The sequence below is a fragment of the Streptomyces sp. NPDC016309 genome (assembly GCF_043077235.1).
Lineage (GTDB): Bacteria > Actinomycetota > Actinomycetes > Streptomycetales > Streptomycetaceae > Streptomyces.
In genome coordinates this window covers 129,566-146,630 of record NZ_JBIBSG010000004.1, presented here as the reverse complement: position 1 = coordinate 146,630, position 17,065 = coordinate 129,566, and the positions used below count along the sequence as shown (strand labels likewise).

Here is a 17,065-nt window from a genome sequence, read left to right as displayed (position 1 = left end):
GGACCGCCGGGCGGCCCGGCGGTCACCGCGGCCGGGGCGTGGTGTCCTGGTACGGGTTGACCGGCTCCGGCACCCGCTCGACGGTCCGGGCGTCCACCGCCACCGGTGCCGGCCCCGTCGCCGGGGGGCCGCCGGCGGGGCGCCACGTGCCCGTCACGGTGACCCAGGTGTCGGCGGGGGGCGCGGGCGCGCCGTGCACCAGGACGCGCAGCGACCGGGAGTCGGCCGCGCAGCAGCTCACGACGAGCCGGGTGAGGTGCCACGCTCCGGGGCGGTCCTTCGCGGGCGTGACGAAGCCGGTCAGCAGGACCGTGCGGCTGGTGAGGCCCCGGGCGCGGTCCTGCTGCACCCGCGCGATGAACGCGGACAGGGCGAGCGGGACGGGGTCGCCCGTGGGGAGCGGGCCGAACTCCTCGACCCGCGCCACCGCGTCGTCCGTCTCGCGCCCGGCCGTGTACGAGCCGAGCGCGGGCGGGGCGTACAGCAGGAGCGCCAGCACGGGCAGGAAGAGCATCCAGGCCACCCGGGGGCCGCCGCCGTGCCCGTGGCCGTGGCCGTCGTCCGTCTCCTCCCGGTCCGGGTGCCGTGGGGCGAACGGCAGACCGTCCCGCACGGCGCCGGTGACCCCGAGGACGAGCAGCAGGACGGCGGACACGACGAGGAAGGGGCGCAGGCCCTCCTTCACGTACCGCAGGTAGACCTGGCTCAGCAGCGAGACGTGCAGTACGGCGGAGCCGGTCAGCAGCAGCAGGGCCGCCTGGACGTTCCGTTTCACAGCAGGCACCATCCGGTCACGCCGGCGCACACCACGGCGACGACCGCCGTCGCGGCGGAGAAGCGGGCCGCGAAGGCCCGGCCGAAGGTCCCCGCCTGAAGGGCGATCAGCTTCACGTCCACCATGGGGCCCACCACCAGGAACGCCAGCCGGGCGGTGGGGGAGAAGCCGGTGAGCGACGCGGCGACGAACGCGTCGGCCTCCGAGCAGACGGCGAGCACGACGGCGAGCCCGGCGAGGAACAGCACCGACAGCCACGGGGAACCGGCGAACGTGTCCAGCACGGAGCGGGGGACGAGCACGTTGAAGCACGCCGCCGCCATGGCGCCGACCACGAGGAAGCCCCCCGCGTGCAGGAAGTCGTGCTGGAACCCGGTCCGGAACTCCTCCCACCGGCTGTGCCCGGTGCGGTGGCCGGTGTGGCGCGCGGACGGCTTCAGCCACTCGTCCCGGCCGAAGCGCAGCCACAGCCAGCCCATGGCGGCGGCCGTCGCCAGCGAGGCCACCAGCCGGGCGGCGACCATCTCCGGTCGTCCGGGGAAGGCGACGGCGGTCGAGACCAGCACGACCGGGTTGACCGCCGGGGCGGAGAGCAGGAACGCGAACGCCGCCGCTGGGGCGACCCCGCGCCGGACGAGGCCGGCGGCGACCGGCACGGAGGCGCACTCGCAGCCCGGCAGCACCACACCGGCCGCCCCGGCCACCGGTACGGCCAGCGCCGGGTTGCGGGGCAGCGCCCTGCTGAACACCCGCTCCGGGACGAAGGCGTTGACGGCGCCGGAGACGAGGGTGCCGAGCAGCAGGAAGGGCAGCGCCTGCACGGTGAGCGCCACGCAGATCGTCTGCCAGGCCCGGAAGCCGGGGTGTCCCAGCAGGGGCAGGGCGAGTGCGGCGACCAGCAGCAGCGACACGGCCCCGGCGAGGGTGAGGGACGGCGGTGCGGTGCCGGTCGGCCGCTCCCGCGCCCAGGCGGCTCGGTTCATGGGGCCACACCTTAGCCGAACATGACAATCGTTTCATCATCACGGTGGATCACGGTGGCCGGGCTTCCGTTCCCTGCTGGACGGCGGAGGGATACCCTTAATTCGGGGCATATTGGACATTTATGAGGGGTTGGACCCCATGTCGACAGGAACGCTCCTGGCCATCGTCATTCCCGTCGCGGTGGTCCTGGCCGCCCTGGCCGTGATCGCCTTCCTCGGCCTCCGCAGCCGGCGCCTGCGACAGCGCTTCGGACCGGAGTACGACAGGACGGTCGAGGACACCGGCAGCCGGACCGCGGCCGAACGCGAGCTGAGCGCCCGCGAGAAACGCCACGAGGCACTGGACATCCGGCCGCTGCCGGGTGAGGTCCGCGACCGCTACAGCCGCGACTGGGACGACGTGCAGGGGGAGTTCGTGGACCAGCCGGAGGACGCCGTGCAGGACGCGGACCTCCTGGTGACCTCCCTGATGCGGGAGCGCGGCTATCCCGTGGAGGACCTGGACCAGCGGCTGCGGGACCTCTCGGTCGAGCACGGACGCACGGTGGAGCACTACCGCGCCGCGCACGAGGTCAACCGGCTGAGCATGCAGCACCGGGCCACGACCGAGCAGCTCCGCGGGGCGATGGTCCACTACCACGCCCTCTTCGACGAGCTGCTGTCCGACGGCGGTCAGTCCCGCCGGACCCCGGCCTGACCCGCGGGCGAGCTGGCAGGAGATCCAGATCCAGTTCGTCGACGACCCCCGCGAGGCGGTGCACAAGGCCGACGCCCTCGTCGCCGACGTCATGCGGCGGCTCGCCTCGACGTTCGCCGACCACAAGAGGGACCTGGAGGGTCAGTGGAACCGGGGCGAGGAGGTCGACACCGAGGAACTCCGCCGGGCGCTGCGCCGGTACCGGTCGTTCTTCAACCGCCTGCTGACCACCTGAAACCGGGTCCTCCCCGGGGACGGCACGCCCTCCTCGGGCGTCCGTGCCGTCCCCGGACGGCCCGCGATCACTTGTCGCCGAACGTGTCCGGGTGCGGGCCCAGGCGCTTGCCCTCGTCCAGGGCGGCGAGGGCCGCCAGGTCGTCGGCGTCCAGCTCGAAGTCGAAGACGTCGATGTTCTCCTGGATCCGCGACGGCGTCACGGACTTCGGGATCACGATGGTGCCGAGCTGGAGGTGCCAGCGGAGCACCACCTGGGCGGGGGTGCGGTCGTGCTTCCGGGCGATCGCGATGATCGTCGGGACCTCCAGCAGGCCCCTGCCCTGGCCCAGCGGCGACCAGGCCTCGGTCAGGATGCCGTGCCGGGCGTGGAAGGACCGGGCCTCCGCCTGCTGGAGCTGCGGGTGCAGTTCGATCTGGTTCAGCGCGGGGACCACGGAGGTCTCGCCGAGCAGGCGCTCCAGGTGCGCGGGCAGGAAGTTGGAGACGCCGATCGCCCGGGCGCGGCCGTCCGCCTGGATCTTCTCCAGTGCCCGGTAGGTGTCCACGAACCGGTCCTTCGAGGGCACCGGCCAGTGGATCAGGTACAGGTCGACGTAGTCGAGACCGAGCCGGGCCAGCGACTCGTCGAACGCGCGCAGTGTGGCGTCGTGTCCGTGCTCGCTGTTCCACAGCTTGGTGGTGACGAAGAGCTCGTCCCGGGGGATGCCGGAGGCGGCGACGGCTTCGCCGGTGCCCTTCTCGTTCCCGTAGATCGCTGCGGTGTCGATGCTGCGGTATCCGGCCTCCAGGGCCGTGCCCACCGCCTTCGCCGCCTCGTCGTCGGGCACCTGCCAGACACCGAAGCCGAGCTGCGGCATGGAGACGCCGTTGTTGAGGGTGATGGAGGGGACCTTGCTCACGAGCGGTCGATTCCTTACGTCGTCGGTCGTCGGTTGTCACTCAGCGGTTGTCGCTCAGCGGTTGTCGCTCCACGGATCAACGTCCACGCTCCCGCACCTGTTCCCCGGACCGCCCCGCATCACCCGTACAGGGCGTCGACCTCCGCCGCGTACGCCGTCTCGATCGCCTTGCGCTTGAGCTTCAGCGACGGGGTCAGCAGACCGTGCTCCTCCGTGAACGGGTGCGCCAGGATCCGGAAGGTACGGATCGACTCGGCCTGCGACACCAGGGTGTTCGCCGCCACCACCGCCCGGCGTATCTCGGTCTCCAGCGCCGGGTCGCGCACCAGCTCGGCGGGGGGCAGCGGCGGCCGGTTCTGCATGGCCAGCCAGTGCTCGACCGCCTCCTGGTCCAGGGTCACCAGCGCCGCGATGTACGGCCGGTCGTTGCCGACCACGATGCACTGCGCCACCAGCGGGTGGGACCGCACCCGTTCCTCAAGGCCGGCCGGCGGCACGCTCTTGCCGCCCGACGTCACCAGCATCTCCTTCTTCCGCCCGGTGATGGTCAGGTAACCGTCCTCGTCGAGCGCCCCCAGATCACCGGTCGCCAGCCAGCCGTCCCGGAGCACGGCCGCGGTCGCGTCGGGATTGCCCAGGTACCCGGAGAAGAGGTGCGGGCCGCGCAGCCACACCTCGCCGTCCTCCGCGATGTGCACCGTCGTCCCCGGGATGGGCGGCCCGACCGTGCCGTACTTCGTCCGCTCCGGCGGGTTGGCGGTGGCCGCGGATGCCGACTCCGTCAGCCCGTACCCCTCGTACACCGTCACGCCCGCGCCCTCGAAGAACAGCCCGAGCCGCCGGGCCATCCCCGACCCGCCCGACATCGCGTGCCGGACCCGCCCGCCCAGCGCGTCGCGCACCTTCCCGTAGACGACCTTGTCGAAGAACTGGTGCTGCACCCGCAGCGCCGCCGACGGCCCGGGGCCCTGCCCGAAGGCCTTGGTCTCCAGCGCCTCCGCGTACCGCACCGCCACCTCGACGGCCTTGTCGAAGGGCCCTTCCCTCCGCTCGGTCTCCGCTCTGCGCCGCGCCGCCTGGAAGACCTTCTCGAAGATGTACGGCACGGCCAGCACGAACGTCGGCCGGAACGCCGCCAGGTCCGCCAGCAGCGGGCCGGCCGCAAGCTGCGGCTGGTGGCCCAGCTTGACCCGCTTGCGGATCGCCGCCACCTCCACCATCCGGCCGAAGACGTGGGCCAGCGGCAGGAACAGCAGGGTCGACGCCTCGTCGCCCGGCTTGGAGTGGAAGACCGGCTCCCAGCGGCTGACCAGGGTGTCCGCCTCGAACATGAAGTTCGCGTGCGTCAGGACGCACCCCTTGGGGCGGCCCGTCGTCCCGGACGTATAGATCACCGTGGCGACCGACTCGGGCGTCACCGCCCGCCGGTGCCGGTGCACCACGTCCTCGTCGATACGCGCCCCCAGCTCCACCAGCTCGTCGACCGCCCCGGCGTCGAGCTGCCACAGCCGCTTGAGCCGGGGCAGCCGGTCGATCACCGACCCGATGGTCATGGCGTGGTCCTCGTGCTCCACCACGCACGCGGTCACCTCGGCGTCGAACAGCATCCAGTGGACCTGGTCGGCGGACGAGGTGGGGTACACGGGCACGGACTGGGCCCCCACCGTCCACAGCGCGAAGTCGAACAGCGTCCACTCGTAGCGGGTGCGCGCCATGATGGCGACCCGGTCCCCGAACCGGACCCCGTCCGCGAGCAGCCCCTTGGCCAGAGCCAGCACCTCGTCCCGGAACCGCGCCGAGGTGACGTCGGTCCACCGGCCGTCCGCCTCCTTGCGTCCGAGCGCGACACGGTCCGGATCGTCCCTCGCGTGCTCGAATACGGAATCGGCCAGTCCACCGACCAGGGGAGCCGTCGCCACGGGTGGGACAGTGAACTCGCGCAATGGCCTGCTCCTTGGGGGCGCTCCGCACAGCGGAGGGTGACGGTACCTCACGCAAGACCCGTTCGGGAGGCCCTTCGCGAAGCCTGTCCGTACGGCAACGCCACAGGTCAGAAGCCAAGTGCCCACGCGGGGCGGTGGGGTGCGCGCGCCTTACTGACCGCCGGGTAAGTAACGGCGGGCGGAATCTCCACGGAATCTGTACGCCGCGCCCACGGGCCCCCGGGGCGGACCGGGTCGGACACGGCCGGGCGCGCCCCCCACCGCCGGTACCGCGCCATCACGCACCCCACCGGCCCGGGATGATCACCCGGGTCGATACCGTGAGGCCATGCCCTCATCCGACGCCCCGGACGCCGCCCGGTGAACCACACCTGGATACGCCCCGGCGCCGCCCGCCCCTGTTCCCTGGTCGTCTGCCGTGGCTGTTGCTGCGGCGACGCCCGCAAGCACCCCGGCACCGACCACGCCGGCCAGCTCGACCGGCTGCGGGCGGCCGCCGCCGCCTCCGGCGGCCGGCTCGCCGTCCGGACCAGCGACTGCCTCGGGCCCTGCGGACAGGCCAACGTGGTGGTCGTCCAGCCCTCCACCGAGGCCCGGCGCAAGGGCGCCCGCGCCGCCTGGATCGGCTGGGCGCTCGACGACGACTGCCTCGACGACATCCTCGCCTGGGTGGAGGCGGGCGGACCGGGCGTCGCGCCACCCCCGGACACCCTGGCGCTCCAGATGATCGACCCACCGGGGAAGTGAGGAGCGGTACGCCGGACAGGAGGCCGGCACCGGGCCGGCGGGCGGACGCGCTCCCGCCGGACGCCCGTGAACCCGTCCGCCGGCCGGGGGCGGTCAGCCGCCCGGGGTGACCCCCGCCTCCAGGGCGATCCGCTCCTCACCCGCGTACACGTTCATGTTCCGGCCGCGCAGGAAGCCGACCAGCGTCAGGCCGGTCTCGGCCGCCAGGTCCACCGCGAGCGACGACGGCGCCGACACCGCCGCCAGTACGGGGATCCCCGCCATCACCGCCTTCTGCGCCAGCTCGAACGACGCCCGCCCCGACACCAGCAGGACCGCCCGGTCCAGTGGCAGCCGGTCCTCCCGCAGCGCACGGCCCACCAGCTTGTCCACCGCGTTGTGCCGGCCCACGTCCTCCCGCACGTCCAGCAGCTCACCCGTCCCGGAGAACAGCGCCGCCGCGTGCAGCCCGCCCGTCCGGTCGAAGACCCGCTGCGCCGCCCGCAGCCGGTCGGGCAGGGCCGCGAGGAGTTCCGGTGTGACGACGAGCGGGGGAGCGCCGGCCAGGGGGAAACGCGTGCGGGTGCGGACCGCGTCCAGACTGGCCTTGCCGCACAGGCCGCACGACGACGTGGTGTAGACGTTCCGCTCCAGCGTGATGTCCGGGACGGCCACACCGGGCGCAAGCTGCACGTCCACCACGTTGTACGTGTTGGACCCGTCCTCCCTGGCACCGGCGCAGTACACGATGTTCCGCACGTCCGCCGCCGAGCCGAGCACGCCCTCGCTCACGAGGAAGCCGGCGGCCAGCGCGAAGTCGTCGCCCGGTGTGCGCATCGTGATGGCGAGGGGCTTGCCGTTGAGCCGGATCTCCAGCGGCTCCTCCGCGACCAGGGTGTCGGGACGGGCCGATGCGGCCCCGTCCCGGATGCGGATGACGCGGCGGCGCTCGGTGACCCGTCCCATGCTGATCAGTCCCGGTTCGTGACGTGGTGGCAGCCGCAACGGCCCCGGCTGCGGAGGTCGCCGTGGACCACCGGGCCGTCGTGCGGCGAGGTGACCCCGACGCCCTCATTGTCCTGCACGGACGGGACGCGGCCGCGCCCGGCTCCACGGAACGCCCCACCGCCCCCGGGCGGCCGGCGGGCCCTCCGTGGCGGCACCCCGCGGAGGAGGGACGGACAGCATTTCACGGCGCGCCCGCCCGCCACCGGTGATGTTGCGGACTCTCCAAGAGGAGGGCGTGAATCCTGTCGATTCGCCCGACCGGTTACTCGCCAGTCGCTGACGAGACTGGGGGCTCCTGTACATCGCCAGCCAAGGGGGGTCCCGAGCATGACGGGCACTCGAATCGCCGCGCTCGGGCACTACCAGCCCGCCAAGGTCCTGACCAACGCCGACCTGGCCGCGCTGGTCGACACCAGCGACGAGTGGATCACCAGCCGGGTCGGCATCCGGACCCGGCACGTCGCCGGCCCCGACGAACCCGTCGACGAGATGGCCGCCCACGCGGGCGCCAAGGCGCTGGCCGCCGCCGGGCTCACCCCCGCCGACGTGGACCTGGTCCTCGTCGCCACCTCCACGGCCGTCGACCGCTCCCCGAACACCGCCGCCCGCGTGGCCGCCCGGCTGGGCATGGGCTCGCCCGCCACCATGGACCTCAACGTGGTGTGCGCCGGCTTCACCCACGCCCTGGCGACCGCCGACCACGCCGTGCGGGCGGGCTCGGCGAGCCGCGTGCTGGTGATCGGCGCCGACCAGATGACCGCGATCACCGACTGGACCGACCGGACCACCTGCGTCCTGGTCGGCGACGGCGCCGGGGCGGCGGTCGTCGAGGCCGCGCCCGACGCGGGCATCGGCCCGGTGCTGTGGGGCTCCGTCCCGGAGATGGGCCACGCCGTCCGGATCGAGGGCACCCCGCCGCGCTTCGCCCAGGAGGGCCAGACCGTCTACCGCTGGGCCACCACCCAGCTACCGCCGATCGCCCGCAAGGTGTGCGAGCGGGCGGGCATCGCGCCCGAGGACCTGGCGGCGGTGGTGCTGCACCAGGCGAACCTGCGGATCATCGAGCCGGTCGCCCAGAAGATCGGCGCGGTCAACGCGGTGATCGCCCGGGACGTCACCGAGTCCGGCAACACCTCGGCCGCCTCCATCCCGATGGCGCTCAGCAAGCTGGTCGAGCGCGGTGAGGTCGCCTCCGGCGCGCCCGCCCTGCTGTTCGGGTTCGGCGGGAACCTCTCGTACGCCGGGCAGGTCGTCCGGGTCCCGTGACCGGCGACGGGCGAACCCCGCACGCTCCGTGACCGTGTACGGACACCGCGTACGCCGTGCCCCGATGTCTCCGCCCGCCCCCCGCCAGGCCGCCTGACCACGGGATATGTGGGTGAAGGGCACCTCGAACCCCTGGTAGAGTTATCCATGTCGCCGCGGGGAACGCCCCGGAGCGACAGACACCTTGTCCGGGTGGCGGAATGGCAGACGCGCTAGCTTGAGGTGCTAGTGCCCTTTATCGGGCGTGGGGGTTCAAGTCCCCCCTCGGACACCACGGAAAATGCCGATCGGGATCATCCCGGTCGGCATTTCGCGTTCCCCCGCCCGGCCTGGACGCTGTCCGGCGACCGCAAGCCGGCCCAGATTCGGAGCGGCGACGGTTCGGATGCGGGTACTGACCCGCTGACGACGGCGGCCGCCGGGACGACCACGCTGTCGTCCCGGCGGCCGTCGTACGACGGGTCCGTCGGCTACCACTCGGCGCCGATGGCCCCGCCCTGGTTGAACCCGCCTGCCGCGATCTTCGAACCGCCTGCGGACTCCAGGGCCGCGAACTTGCCCTTGCTCCACTCGACGGCGTGGAAGCTGCCGTGGTCGTCCTTGTCGTTGTCGCCGTGGGCGGCGGCGGGGACAGTACCGACCGCCATGGCAGCGGCGACGAGGGCCGCGCAGGCGAAGGCCTTCCTGAGCATGTGTTCCTCCGTGGACGCGCCGCCCGGTCCGTCCGGGCGGGGTTCGTAGGGAGGGGTTCCCGCGTTCCCGGGGACCGGCGCGCCCCCGAGGGCCGATCCCACCCTTTCGAGGGGCCCCGGGTCAGCGCATTTGGCGGCGTACCAGCGCGTACAGGTGCCCGTCGGGGTCGGCGAGCAGCGCGGAGGGGTGGCCCTGCTCGACGATCCGGCCGGCCGACATGACGATCACCCGGTCGGCGTCCATGACCGTCGACAGCCGGTGGGCGATCACCAGCCGGGTGGCGTTCAGCCGGCGCGTGGACTCGATGACGACGCGCTGCGCCTCGTTGTCCAGCGCGCTCGTGGCCTCGTCCAGGAACAGGATCCTGGGCCGGCGGATCAGCGCCTGGGCGATCATCAGGCGCTGGCGCTGGCCGCCGGAGACGGCTCCGCCGCCCGCGATCATCGTGTGCAGCCCCATCGGCATCCGCCGGATGTCCTCCGCCAGACCGGCCATCTCCGCGGCCGCCCACACCTCCTCCTGCGAGAAGGACTCCGCCCCACTGATGCAGTCCATGATCGAGCCGGTGAGGGGCTGGGCGTTCTGGAGCACGACCCCGCACTGGCGCCGCACCGCGGACCGGTCGAGGGCGCTCAGGTCCTGCCCGTCGTACAGCACACTGCCCGAGACCGGGCGGTCGAAGCCGATCAGCAGGCGCAGCAGCGTGGACTTGCCGCAGCCGCTGGGGCCGACGACGGCGACGAACTCGCCCGGCCGGACGTCGAGCGACACGTCGTCCAGCACCAGGGGCGCGTCGTCCGCGTAGCGGAAGGACAGGTTGCGGGCCTCCAGGGCCCCCGACAGGACGCCGGGCGGCGTGGTGGAGCCGCGAACCTCCGGAGCCTCCTCCAGCACCGGTCGGATCTGCTCGAACAGCGGCAGCGCCGCGGCGGCGGAGACCAGCGCCCCGGTGAGCTGCGTGACCGACGTCAGCAGCATCGTCACCGAGGTGCTGAACGTCAGGAACTCGCCCGCCGTCATGCTCCCGCGCGCCGGACCCGCCAGCAGCATGAACATGACGAGCGAGCAGAGCGGGAGGTGCACCGCGTCGAGGACGGTGGTGACGTTGCGGATCCGCCCCGCCCGCCGCTGGAGTTCCCGCGAGCGGGCGAACTCCCTCGCCCACGCGGCGTACGCGAAGCTCTCCGCCGCCGCGACGCGCAGCTTCGGCAGACCCCGCAGCGTCTGGAAGGCCTGGTTGTCGAGCTTGTTGTTCAGCTCCACCAGCCGCCGCTGCCAGCGCACCTGCCAGAGTCCGAGGCCCAGGAACACCACCCCGACGACCAGCAGCATCGCCATCGCCGCCAGCGCCAGCGGCACGCTGTACCAGAGCAGCAGCACCAGGTTCACCGCGCCCACCGTGCCCGCCTGCACGGCCACCGGTCCGACTCCCGCCATCACCCGGCGGATGGCGCTGATCCCCATGGCCGCGCTCGCCAGCTCCCCGGTGGAGCGCCCGGCGAAGAACGCCGTCGGCAGCCGCAGCAGCCGGTCCCACACGGCGGGCTGGAGGACGCTCTCGATGCGCCCCTCCATCCGCAGCACCGTCAGGTTCTGCATCAGCATGAAGGCCGCCGACACCACACCGGCAACCATCACGGCCACCGCCAACTGCACGATCGGGCCGGTCCGGCCGGCCGGCACGTACACCCCGAGGATCCGGCCCGTCGCCAACGGCACGAGCGCGCCCAGCCCCACCGTCACCAGCCCGGCGAGCGCCAGGTTGCGCGCGTCGCCCCCGGCACCGCGCAGGCTGAAGCGCAGCAGCCCCGCCGGCGACAACGGCCGCTCCGGCAGCGGACGGTAGAACATCACCGCCCGCGGCTCCAGCTCGCCGGCCCGCGCCCGCCCGATCCGGATCCGCAGCCCCGAGGCCGGGTTCACCGCCTCGTACCGGCCGCGCCGCCACAGCAGCGCCACCGGGGCGCCGGACTTCGCCCAGTGCCCCACCAGGGGACCGGAGTCCGTACGCCACCAGCGCCCCTCCAGCCGCACCGCGCGGGTGCGCACCCGGGAGGCCAGGGCGATGCGCTCCACGGGGCCGGTCCGCTCGTCGGACACGCCGCTCGCGGACGGTTCGGCCAGCGTGATCCCGGCCGCGCGGGCGACCTGCCGGCACACGGCGAACGTGGCGTCGTCGGACGCCGTCGCGTCCTTCTTCCGGGCGGTGCGGTCCGGCCGGCCGATCGAGGCCAGCAGCGCCCGGTCGGCCCGGGCGCGGACCGTCTCACCCGCCTTGACACCGGCGGCCGCCCGGTCCTCGTGGGCGCGCTCCAGTTGCTCGATCCAGCGGTCCACGGCGGACAGCAGCCGGTACTGCTGGTTCACCATCCGCCGCCACAGGTCCCCGTCGACCAGCAGGCCGGCCGCCCCGTCGGGGCCGTACGAGCCGTCCGCGGCACCGTGGCGCACGCCGCCGGGGGGCACCGGCATCCACAGCATGTCGTCGGAGGCGATCGCCTCGTCCCCAGGGGCGCGCCCGTCGCCGAGCGGCGCCTCGAACAGCACGCCCAGGCTGCGGGCGGTGCCGAGGGCGAAGGCGTGCTCCAGGGGCGTGGCCCCGCCGTACGGGTCGTGCGCACCGGCGTACTCGCCGTACGGGTCGTACGCGCCATGGCCGCCGTACGGGTCGTACGCGCCATGGCCGCCGTACGGGTCGTGCGCGCCGTACGGGTCCTGCCCGTGGCCGGGGTGCAGCTCCCGCAGCCCGATCCGGCGCACCGCGCAGTCCCGCGTCGGGCGGCCCACCAGGGTGTGCCGCGGGCCCTGGACCGGGCCGAGGAGCAGGCTGCCGGCCTCCAGCCGGCCCAGGAAGTGCCAGTGGCCCCGCTCGGCGGCGTCGACCGCGAACAGGTCCAGCCCGCCCGCCACGACCAGCCACAGCACGTGCGGCCCCTCCAGCGGCACCGTGCGCAGGCCCGCGCAGTCGACGGGGGAGCCCAGGGTGCCCAGGGCGTGGACCACCGGATCGGCGGCGGCCACCTCGGGACGGACGGACATGTCAGCGCTCCTTGACCAGCTCGGCGTACGCCCCCGAGGCGGCGAGCAGTTCCTCGTGGCGGCCCCGCTCGACGACCCGGCCGTGGTCCAGGACCACGATCTCGTCGCTGTCGCGGACCGTGGACAGCCGGTGGGCGATGACCACGCAGGCGCAGCCGCGCCGCCGCAGGTTGTCGATGATGATCTGCTCCGTGCCGGCGTCGAGGGCGCTGGTCACCTCGTCCAGCACGAGGACGCTCGGCCGCCGCACCAGGGCGCGGGCGATCTCCAGGCGCTGGCGCTGCCCGCCCGAAAAGTTCCGGCCGTCCTGCTCGACGCGGCTGTGGATGCCGCCCGGCCGGCGGGCGACGACGTCGTCGTACACGGCGGCGTCCCGGAGCGCGGCGACGACGGCGTCGTCCGGTACGGACGGGTCCCACAGGGTCACGTTGTCCCGGACGGTCCCCTCGAACAGGAACACGTCCTGGTCGACGAACGACACCGAGGCCGCCAGCGCACCGCGCGGGATGTCCTCCAGCCGCCGGCCGTCGATGCGGACCGTCCCCTCCCAGGGGGCGTACAGGCCCGAGATCAGCCGGGACACCGTCGACTTGCCGCTCCCCGATCCGCCGACCAGCGCCACCTGCTGTCCCGGACCCACGCGGAGGGAGAAGCCGCTCAGCAGGGGTTCGTCCAGCGGGCTGTAGCCGAAGGTGATGTCCGCCAGCTCCACATGCCCCGTGAGGCGGCGGGTGCTCCCGTCCGGCTCCACGCGCGCGTGGAGGGCGTCGACGGGGAAGCTCTCGACGTCCTTCAGCCGGACCACGTCGGCGGCGAAGTCCTGGATGCGGCCCGCCACCCCGTTGAGCCGGGTGATGGGCGCCGTGAAACGGGTCACCAGGGCCTGGAAGGCGACGAGCAGACCGATGGAGAGGTGGCCCTCCACCGCCCGCAGCCCGCCGATCCACAGGATCAGCGCGCTGTTGAGCGTCGCCAGGGTGGGCGCGACCACGGCCAGTGCGGCGCTCGGCACCCCCAGGCGCTGCTGCACCTCCAGGGTGGTCGCGTGCTGTCCCGCCCACCGGCGGAAGTAGCCGTTCTCGCCGCCGGTCGCCTTCATGGTCTCGATGAGCTGGAGACCGGTGTACGAGGTGTTCGTCAGCCGTGCGGCGTCGGCGCGCAGCTTCTGCGTGTGCGTCGCCCGCAACCGGATCACGATCCGCATGGCGACGATGTTCAGGAGCGCCATCAGTACGCCGACGACCGTCAGTTGCGGGTCGTACGTCCACAGCAGCACCGCGTAGAGGACCACGACGACGCCGTCGACGCCGGCGGCCGCGAGGTCCCTCGCGAGCGTCTCGGCCACCGCGTCGTTCGACCTGAGCCGCTGCACCAGGTCGGCCGGGCTGCGCTGGGCGAAGAACGTCACCGGCAGCCGCATCAGGTGCCGCAGGAAGCGGGCGCTGCCGAGCGTCGAGGAGATGAGGCGGCCGCGCAGCAGGTTGGCCTGTTGCAGCCCGGTCAGGACGGCGGTCAGCGCGACCGTCGCCGCCATCGCCCCGAACAGCGGGCCCAGCACCGAGGTCTGTTGGCCGATCAGGAACATGTCGATGTACGTCCGGCTCAGCGCGGGCACCGCCGCGCCGACCGCGACGAGCAGCAGGCTCGCCAGCAGCGCCACCAGCAGGGTGCCGGCCGTGCCCCGCAGCCGCGCGGGCACGGCGCTCAGCACACCGGGCCGGCGACCGCCCCGGCGGAAGTCCGGGCCCGGCTCGAAGACCAGGGCCACCCCGGTGAAGCCGGTGTCGAACTCCTCCGGCGAGACGAAGCGCCGGCCCTTGTCCGGGTCGTTGAGGTGCACGCCCCGGCGGCCGAGGCGGCGGCCCGTCCCCTCGTACACGACGTAGTGGTTGAACTCCCAGAACAGGATGGCCGGGACCGGCACCCCGGCCAGGGCCTCCGGCTCCATCTGCATGCCCTTGGCCTTCAGGCCGTACCCCCGCGCGGCCTTGAGGAGGTTGCTGGCGCGTGAGCCGTCGCGGGAGACGCCGCACGCGATGCGCAGTTCCTCCAGCGGGACGTGCCGGCCGTGGTGGGCCAGCACCATGGCGAGGCAGGCGGCGCCGCACTCCACGGCCTCCATCTGGAGCACGGTGGGTGTCCGGACGGCCCTGGGCCGCTTCGCGTTCCCCCTGGCCCTGGCCCGAGCCCTGGGCGCTGCCGGCCGGGCGCGGCGGCGGCCGCCGGGGGCGCTCACGGGAGGAGCCAATCGGCCGGGTGCTGGGAGGCCAGGTGCACGGAGGCGCTCACCGGGGTCATGGTGTCGAGCGCCTGGCCGGGTCCGTCCGGCGTCGACCAGGCGTACCCCGTCCGGGTCGAGGACGTCCGGCGCAGCTCGACCAGGACCGCCACGGGCTGGCCGGCGCGCGAGAACTGCTCGGCGAGCTGGCTGCTGCCGAGGAAGGCGGTGATGTGCCTGCGGGTCTGCGGGGTCCGGCCGACGGCCTTCACCCGGCCGCGCAGCACGCCGTACGTGCGGGCCGGCACCGACTGGACGGTGAGGTCCACGGAGGCGCCCACGGGGACGGTCGCGCCGCTGTCGGCCGGTACGTAGACGGTCGCCGTCAGGGGCGCGTCCTCGCTCTCGACGCGCTCGACCGACGCCACGTCCGAGCCGACGGTGACCACGGAGCCGATGGTGGCGACGAGGGCCGTCACCCGGCCGGCGGCGACGGCCCGGACGACGGAAGTCCCCTGTGCGGTGCGGACGTCGAGCAGGGGCGCGCCGGCGGGAAGGTGCTCCCCCTCCTCGGCGCGCACCGCCGTGACCTGTCCGGCGACCGGGCTCTGGAGGACGTAACTGCCCCTGCCATGGGTCAGGATGCCCGGCGCCGTGAGTGTGGAGGTGACCGTTCCGGTGACGGCCCAGACGGCCGCAGCGGCCATGGCGACGACGGTCACGGCGAGCACGAGAAGACCCTGGGGCCGGGCGAAACGCACCGGCAGGTCCAATTCCTCGGGGGATTGCAGCTTGGAAAGGGCCTTTTGGCGGAACTGCACGTAACTCTTCCCTCAACTGCGCACAAAGGATCGTGAAGTGAACAGCGAGACGAGCCCCGGAACGGAATGGTCCCGGGGCTCACTCGCGCGGTCTCAGAGACCGGCGACGAGACCCGTGACGGCCGAGGTGTTGAGGCCGGCGAAGGACTCGACCGCACCGACGGCCGAGGTGGCGACGGAGGAGACCGGGGCGACCGAGTCGAGCGTGGCGGTCGCGGTGCCGACGACACCGCCGACAACGGCGCTGTGCAGACCGCCGGACACGGCGTCCAGGTCGGCGTCGGAGATCTCCTGGGTCTGGATCTGGGGGTTCATGCTGTGAGGTTCCCTTCACACGGACAACTCGAAATGACTACGGAGCGAGCCTTTGTGCGACCGCCGCAGTGCGATGGATCAAAGCACGGGGGCGTGTTGCTCAGCCAATCCGGCGGGTACCCGCAACGGCGTTCCGCCGGTGCCGAATTACCTCGATGTGCAGGTGCGTCCATGGCTTGGTGGCAGCTTCTTCACAGGGCCGGCCGGGTGCCTTTCCGGCGGCTGCGGCCCGGCCATTTCGGAACGGTACATTCCGGTACCAACGGCCGGGCCGCCTGGCCGCTGTCATGAGGACCCGTGGGAGGCGGTGTGACGCCTGTACATTCGGTGTGCAGATTCGCTGACATTGCCTCAAAACGGATGCCCGCGCCGGAACGCGGCACCGGCGGCCCGCCGGCGCACCGGTGCCGCGGCCCCCGGCGGGGCCGTTGCCCGGGGGCCGGGCGTCACACGACGCGGCCCACCACGTACGGCAGCAGCGCCAGCAGCCGGCCGGCCGGCTCCGGCGCCAGCGGGACGCCGCACAGGGCCGCCCGCGCCAGGTCGAGGCGCCCGCGCGCCTCCGCCATCGCCGCCTCGCGGCCACCCGCCTCCTCGACCAGGTCCGCCGCCCGCCGCAGCTCCGCCCCTTCCAGCGGCCCGGGTACGGAGAGCAGGGCGGCCAGCCGCCCGGACGCCGGGGTGCCCGCGGCGAGGGCGGCCAGCACCGGCAGGGTCTTCTTGCGGCGCCGCAGGTCACCGTGGACCGGCTTGCCCGTCGACGCCGGGTCGCCCCACAGTCCCAGCACGTCGTCGACCGCCTGGAAGGCGACGCCGAGCTGCCGCCCCGCCGTCGACAGGGCGTCCACCGTCGTCGCGGGCGCCCCCGCCAGCAGGGCGCCCAGCGCGGCCGCGCAGCCCAGCAGGGCACCCGTCTTGTGCTCGGCCATGCGCAGGTACGCGCCGACCGGCACGGCGCCAGGGCCGGTCCACGGCCGCCCCTCGAACAGCAGGTCCTCGGCCTGCCCGTCCACCAGGTCCGCCAGGTCCCGGGACAGCCGCCGCACCGCGGCCCCGCCGTGCGGACCGGGCGAGCCGGCCAGGACCTCGAAGGCCAGCGCGAACAGCGCGTCCCCGGCCAGCACGGCCGGCCCCGTGCCATACGCCTTCCACGCCGCCGGGCGCTGCCGCCGGGTCTCGTCGCCGTCCATGATGTCGTCGTGGAGGAGGGAGAACGTGTGGACCAGTTCCACCGCCACGGCACCGTCGACGGCCGCCTCCGCCGGGGCCCCCGCCGCCTCGGCGCACAGCACGGCCAGCGCCTGCCGCACCCCCTTCCCGGACGATCCGGTACGCGGCTCACCGCCGTGCTCGCACCACCCGAAGGCGTACCCGGCCATCTCGGCGGGCCACGCGTGCATCCCCGCGACCCGGGCCCGCAGCACCGGCTCCACCATGTCCCGGCA

15 protein-coding genes and 1 tRNA gene are annotated in these 17,065 nt (G+C 73.6%); 5 read left to right on the top strand and 11 right to left on the bottom strand.

Annotation, left to right across the window (positions count from 1 at the left end):
- Positions 1-22 precede the first annotated feature (22 nt).
- On the bottom strand, positions 23-775 hold the full coding sequence (locus ACF068_RS11500; RefSeq protein WP_392273989.1) for a TIGR03943 family putative permease subunit: 753 nt from the start codon (positions 773-775) through the stop codon (positions 23-25).
- The gene (locus ACF068_RS11495; RefSeq protein ID WP_392273988.1) at positions 772-1,758 is read right to left on the bottom strand and encodes a permease; all 987 of its coding nucleotides are present in this window, start codon (positions 1,756-1,758) and stop codon (positions 772-774) included. The genes ACF068_RS11500 and ACF068_RS11495 overlap by 4 nt, the downstream gene beginning before the upstream one ends.
- Positions 1,759-1,897: 139 nt before the next feature.
- On the opposite strand from ACF068_RS11495, the gene ACF068_RS11490 reads away from it, so the two are divergent.
- Positions 1,898-2,455, top strand: a complete 558-nt coding sequence (locus tag ACF068_RS11490; RefSeq protein ID WP_392273987.1) for a hypothetical protein — start codon at positions 1,898-1,900, stop codon at positions 2,453-2,455.
- Between the two features lie 58 nt (positions 2,456-2,513).
- The gene (locus ACF068_RS11485; protein ID WP_392273986.1) at positions 2,514-2,690 is read left to right on the top strand and encodes a hypothetical protein; all 177 of its coding nucleotides are present in this window, start codon (positions 2,514-2,516) and stop codon (positions 2,688-2,690) included.
- 67 nt (positions 2,691-2,757) lie between these two features.
- Here the strand turns inward: ACF068_RS11485 and ACF068_RS11480 are convergent, their stop codons facing one another.
- Positions 2,758-3,591: an aldo/keto reductase gene (locus ACF068_RS11480; protein ID WP_392273985.1), complete on the bottom strand. Its 834-nt coding sequence runs from the start codon at positions 3,589-3,591 to the stop codon at positions 2,758-2,760.
- A gap of 119 nt (positions 3,592-3,710) precedes the next feature.
- A complete protein-coding gene (locus ACF068_RS11475) occupies positions 3,711-5,510 on the bottom strand; it encodes an AMP-dependent synthetase/ligase (RefSeq protein WP_392273984.1) in 1,800 nt (599 codons plus the stop codon).
- Between the two features lie 384 nt (positions 5,511-5,894).
- Between ACF068_RS11475 and ACF068_RS11470 the strand changes: the two genes are divergently transcribed.
- On the top strand, positions 5,895-6,281 hold the full coding sequence (locus ACF068_RS11470; protein WP_392273983.1) for a (2Fe-2S) ferredoxin domain-containing protein: 387 nt from the start codon (positions 5,895-5,897) through the stop codon (positions 6,279-6,281).
- A gap of 93 nt (positions 6,282-6,374) precedes the next feature.
- Here the strand turns inward: ACF068_RS11470 and fdhD are convergent, their stop codons facing one another.
- Positions 6,375-7,226: a formate dehydrogenase accessory sulfurtransferase FdhD gene (gene fdhD, locus ACF068_RS11465; RefSeq protein ID WP_392273982.1), complete on the bottom strand. Its 852-nt coding sequence runs from the start codon at positions 7,224-7,226 to the stop codon at positions 6,375-6,377.
- A 369-nt stretch (positions 7,227-7,595) separates the two neighbouring features.
- Here fdhD and ACF068_RS11460 point away from each other — a divergent pair, with 369 nt between their 5' ends.
- Positions 7,596-8,534 carry a beta-ketoacyl-ACP synthase III gene (locus ACF068_RS11460; protein WP_392273981.1) on the top strand — a complete coding sequence of 313 codons (939 nt, stop codon included), beginning with the start codon at positions 7,596-7,598 and terminating at the stop codon, positions 8,532-8,534.
- Between the two features lie 186 nt (positions 8,535-8,720).
- Positions 8,721-8,808: transfer RNA gene (locus tag ACF068_RS11455), tRNA-Leu, on the top strand.
- A 196-nt stretch (positions 8,809-9,004) separates the two neighbouring features.
- On the opposite strand, the gene ACF068_RS11450 is transcribed toward ACF068_RS11455, so the two are convergent.
- From ACF068_RS11450 to ACF068_RS11425, 6 genes are all read right to left on the bottom strand, one after another.
- A complete protein-coding gene (locus tag ACF068_RS11450; protein WP_392273980.1) occupies positions 9,005-9,226 on the bottom strand; it encodes a hypothetical protein in 222 nt (73 codons plus the stop codon).
- Positions 9,227-9,347: 121 nt separating this feature from the next.
- A complete protein-coding gene (locus ACF068_RS11445) occupies positions 9,348-12,266 on the bottom strand; it encodes an NHLP bacteriocin export ABC transporter permease/ATPase subunit (RefSeq protein WP_392273979.1) in 2,919 nt (972 codons plus the stop codon).
- Between the two features lies 1 nt (position 12,267).
- Complete coding sequence (locus ACF068_RS11440) at positions 12,268-14,514, bottom strand: NHLP family bacteriocin export ABC transporter peptidase/permease/ATPase subunit (RefSeq protein WP_392273978.1); 2,247 nt, start codon at positions 14,512-14,514, stop codon at positions 12,268-12,270.
- A complete protein-coding gene (locus ACF068_RS11435) occupies positions 14,499-15,305 on the bottom strand; it encodes an HlyD family efflux transporter periplasmic adaptor subunit (RefSeq protein WP_392273977.1) in 807 nt (268 codons plus the stop codon). Before ACF068_RS11435 ends, ACF068_RS11440 begins: the two co-directional genes overlap by 16 nt.
- Before the next feature lie 93 nt (positions 15,306-15,398).
- Positions 15,399-15,620, bottom strand: coding sequence for a type A2 lantipeptide (locus ACF068_RS11430; RefSeq protein WP_392273976.1), 222 nt, complete (start codon positions 15,618-15,620; stop codon positions 15,399-15,401).
- 446 nt (positions 15,621-16,066) lie between these two features.
- Complete coding sequence (locus ACF068_RS11425) at positions 16,067-17,056, bottom strand: polyprenyl synthetase family protein (protein ID WP_392274366.1); 990 nt, start codon at positions 17,054-17,056, stop codon at positions 16,067-16,069.
- Positions 17,057-17,065: the final 9 nt, after the last annotated feature.

Bases quoted from the DNA above. Each gene is read 5' to 3' on its own strand.
- ACF068_RS11495 (WP_392273988.1), bottom strand. From the start codon at position 1,758: ATGAACCGAGCCGCCTGGGCGCGGGAGCGGCCGACCGGCACCGCACCG.
- ACF068_RS11490 (WP_392273987.1), top strand. From the start codon at position 1,898: ATGTCGACAGGAACGCTCCTGGCCATCGTCATTCCCGTCGCGGTGGTC.
- fdhD (WP_392273982.1), bottom strand. From the start codon at position 7,226: ATGGGACGGGTCACCGAGCGCCGCCGCGTCATCCGCATCCGGGACGGG.
- ACF068_RS11460 (WP_392273981.1), top strand. From the start codon at position 7,596: ATGACGGGCACTCGAATCGCCGCGCTCGGGCACTACCAGCCCGCCAAG.
- ACF068_RS11450 (WP_392273980.1), bottom strand. From the start codon at position 9,226: ATGCTCAGGAAGGCCTTCGCCTGCGCGGCCCTCGTCGCCGCTGCCATG.
- ACF068_RS11445 (WP_392273979.1), bottom strand. From the start codon at position 12,266: ATGTCCGTCCGTCCCGAGGTGGCCGCCGCCGATCCGGTGGTCCACGCC.
- ACF068_RS11430 (WP_392273976.1), bottom strand. From the start codon at position 15,620: ATGAACCCCCAGATCCAGACCCAGGAGATCTCCGACGCCGACCTGGAC.
- ACF068_RS11425 (WP_392274366.1), bottom strand. From the start codon at position 17,056: ATGGTGGAGCCGGTGCTGCGGGCCCGGGTCGCGGGGATGCACGCGTGG.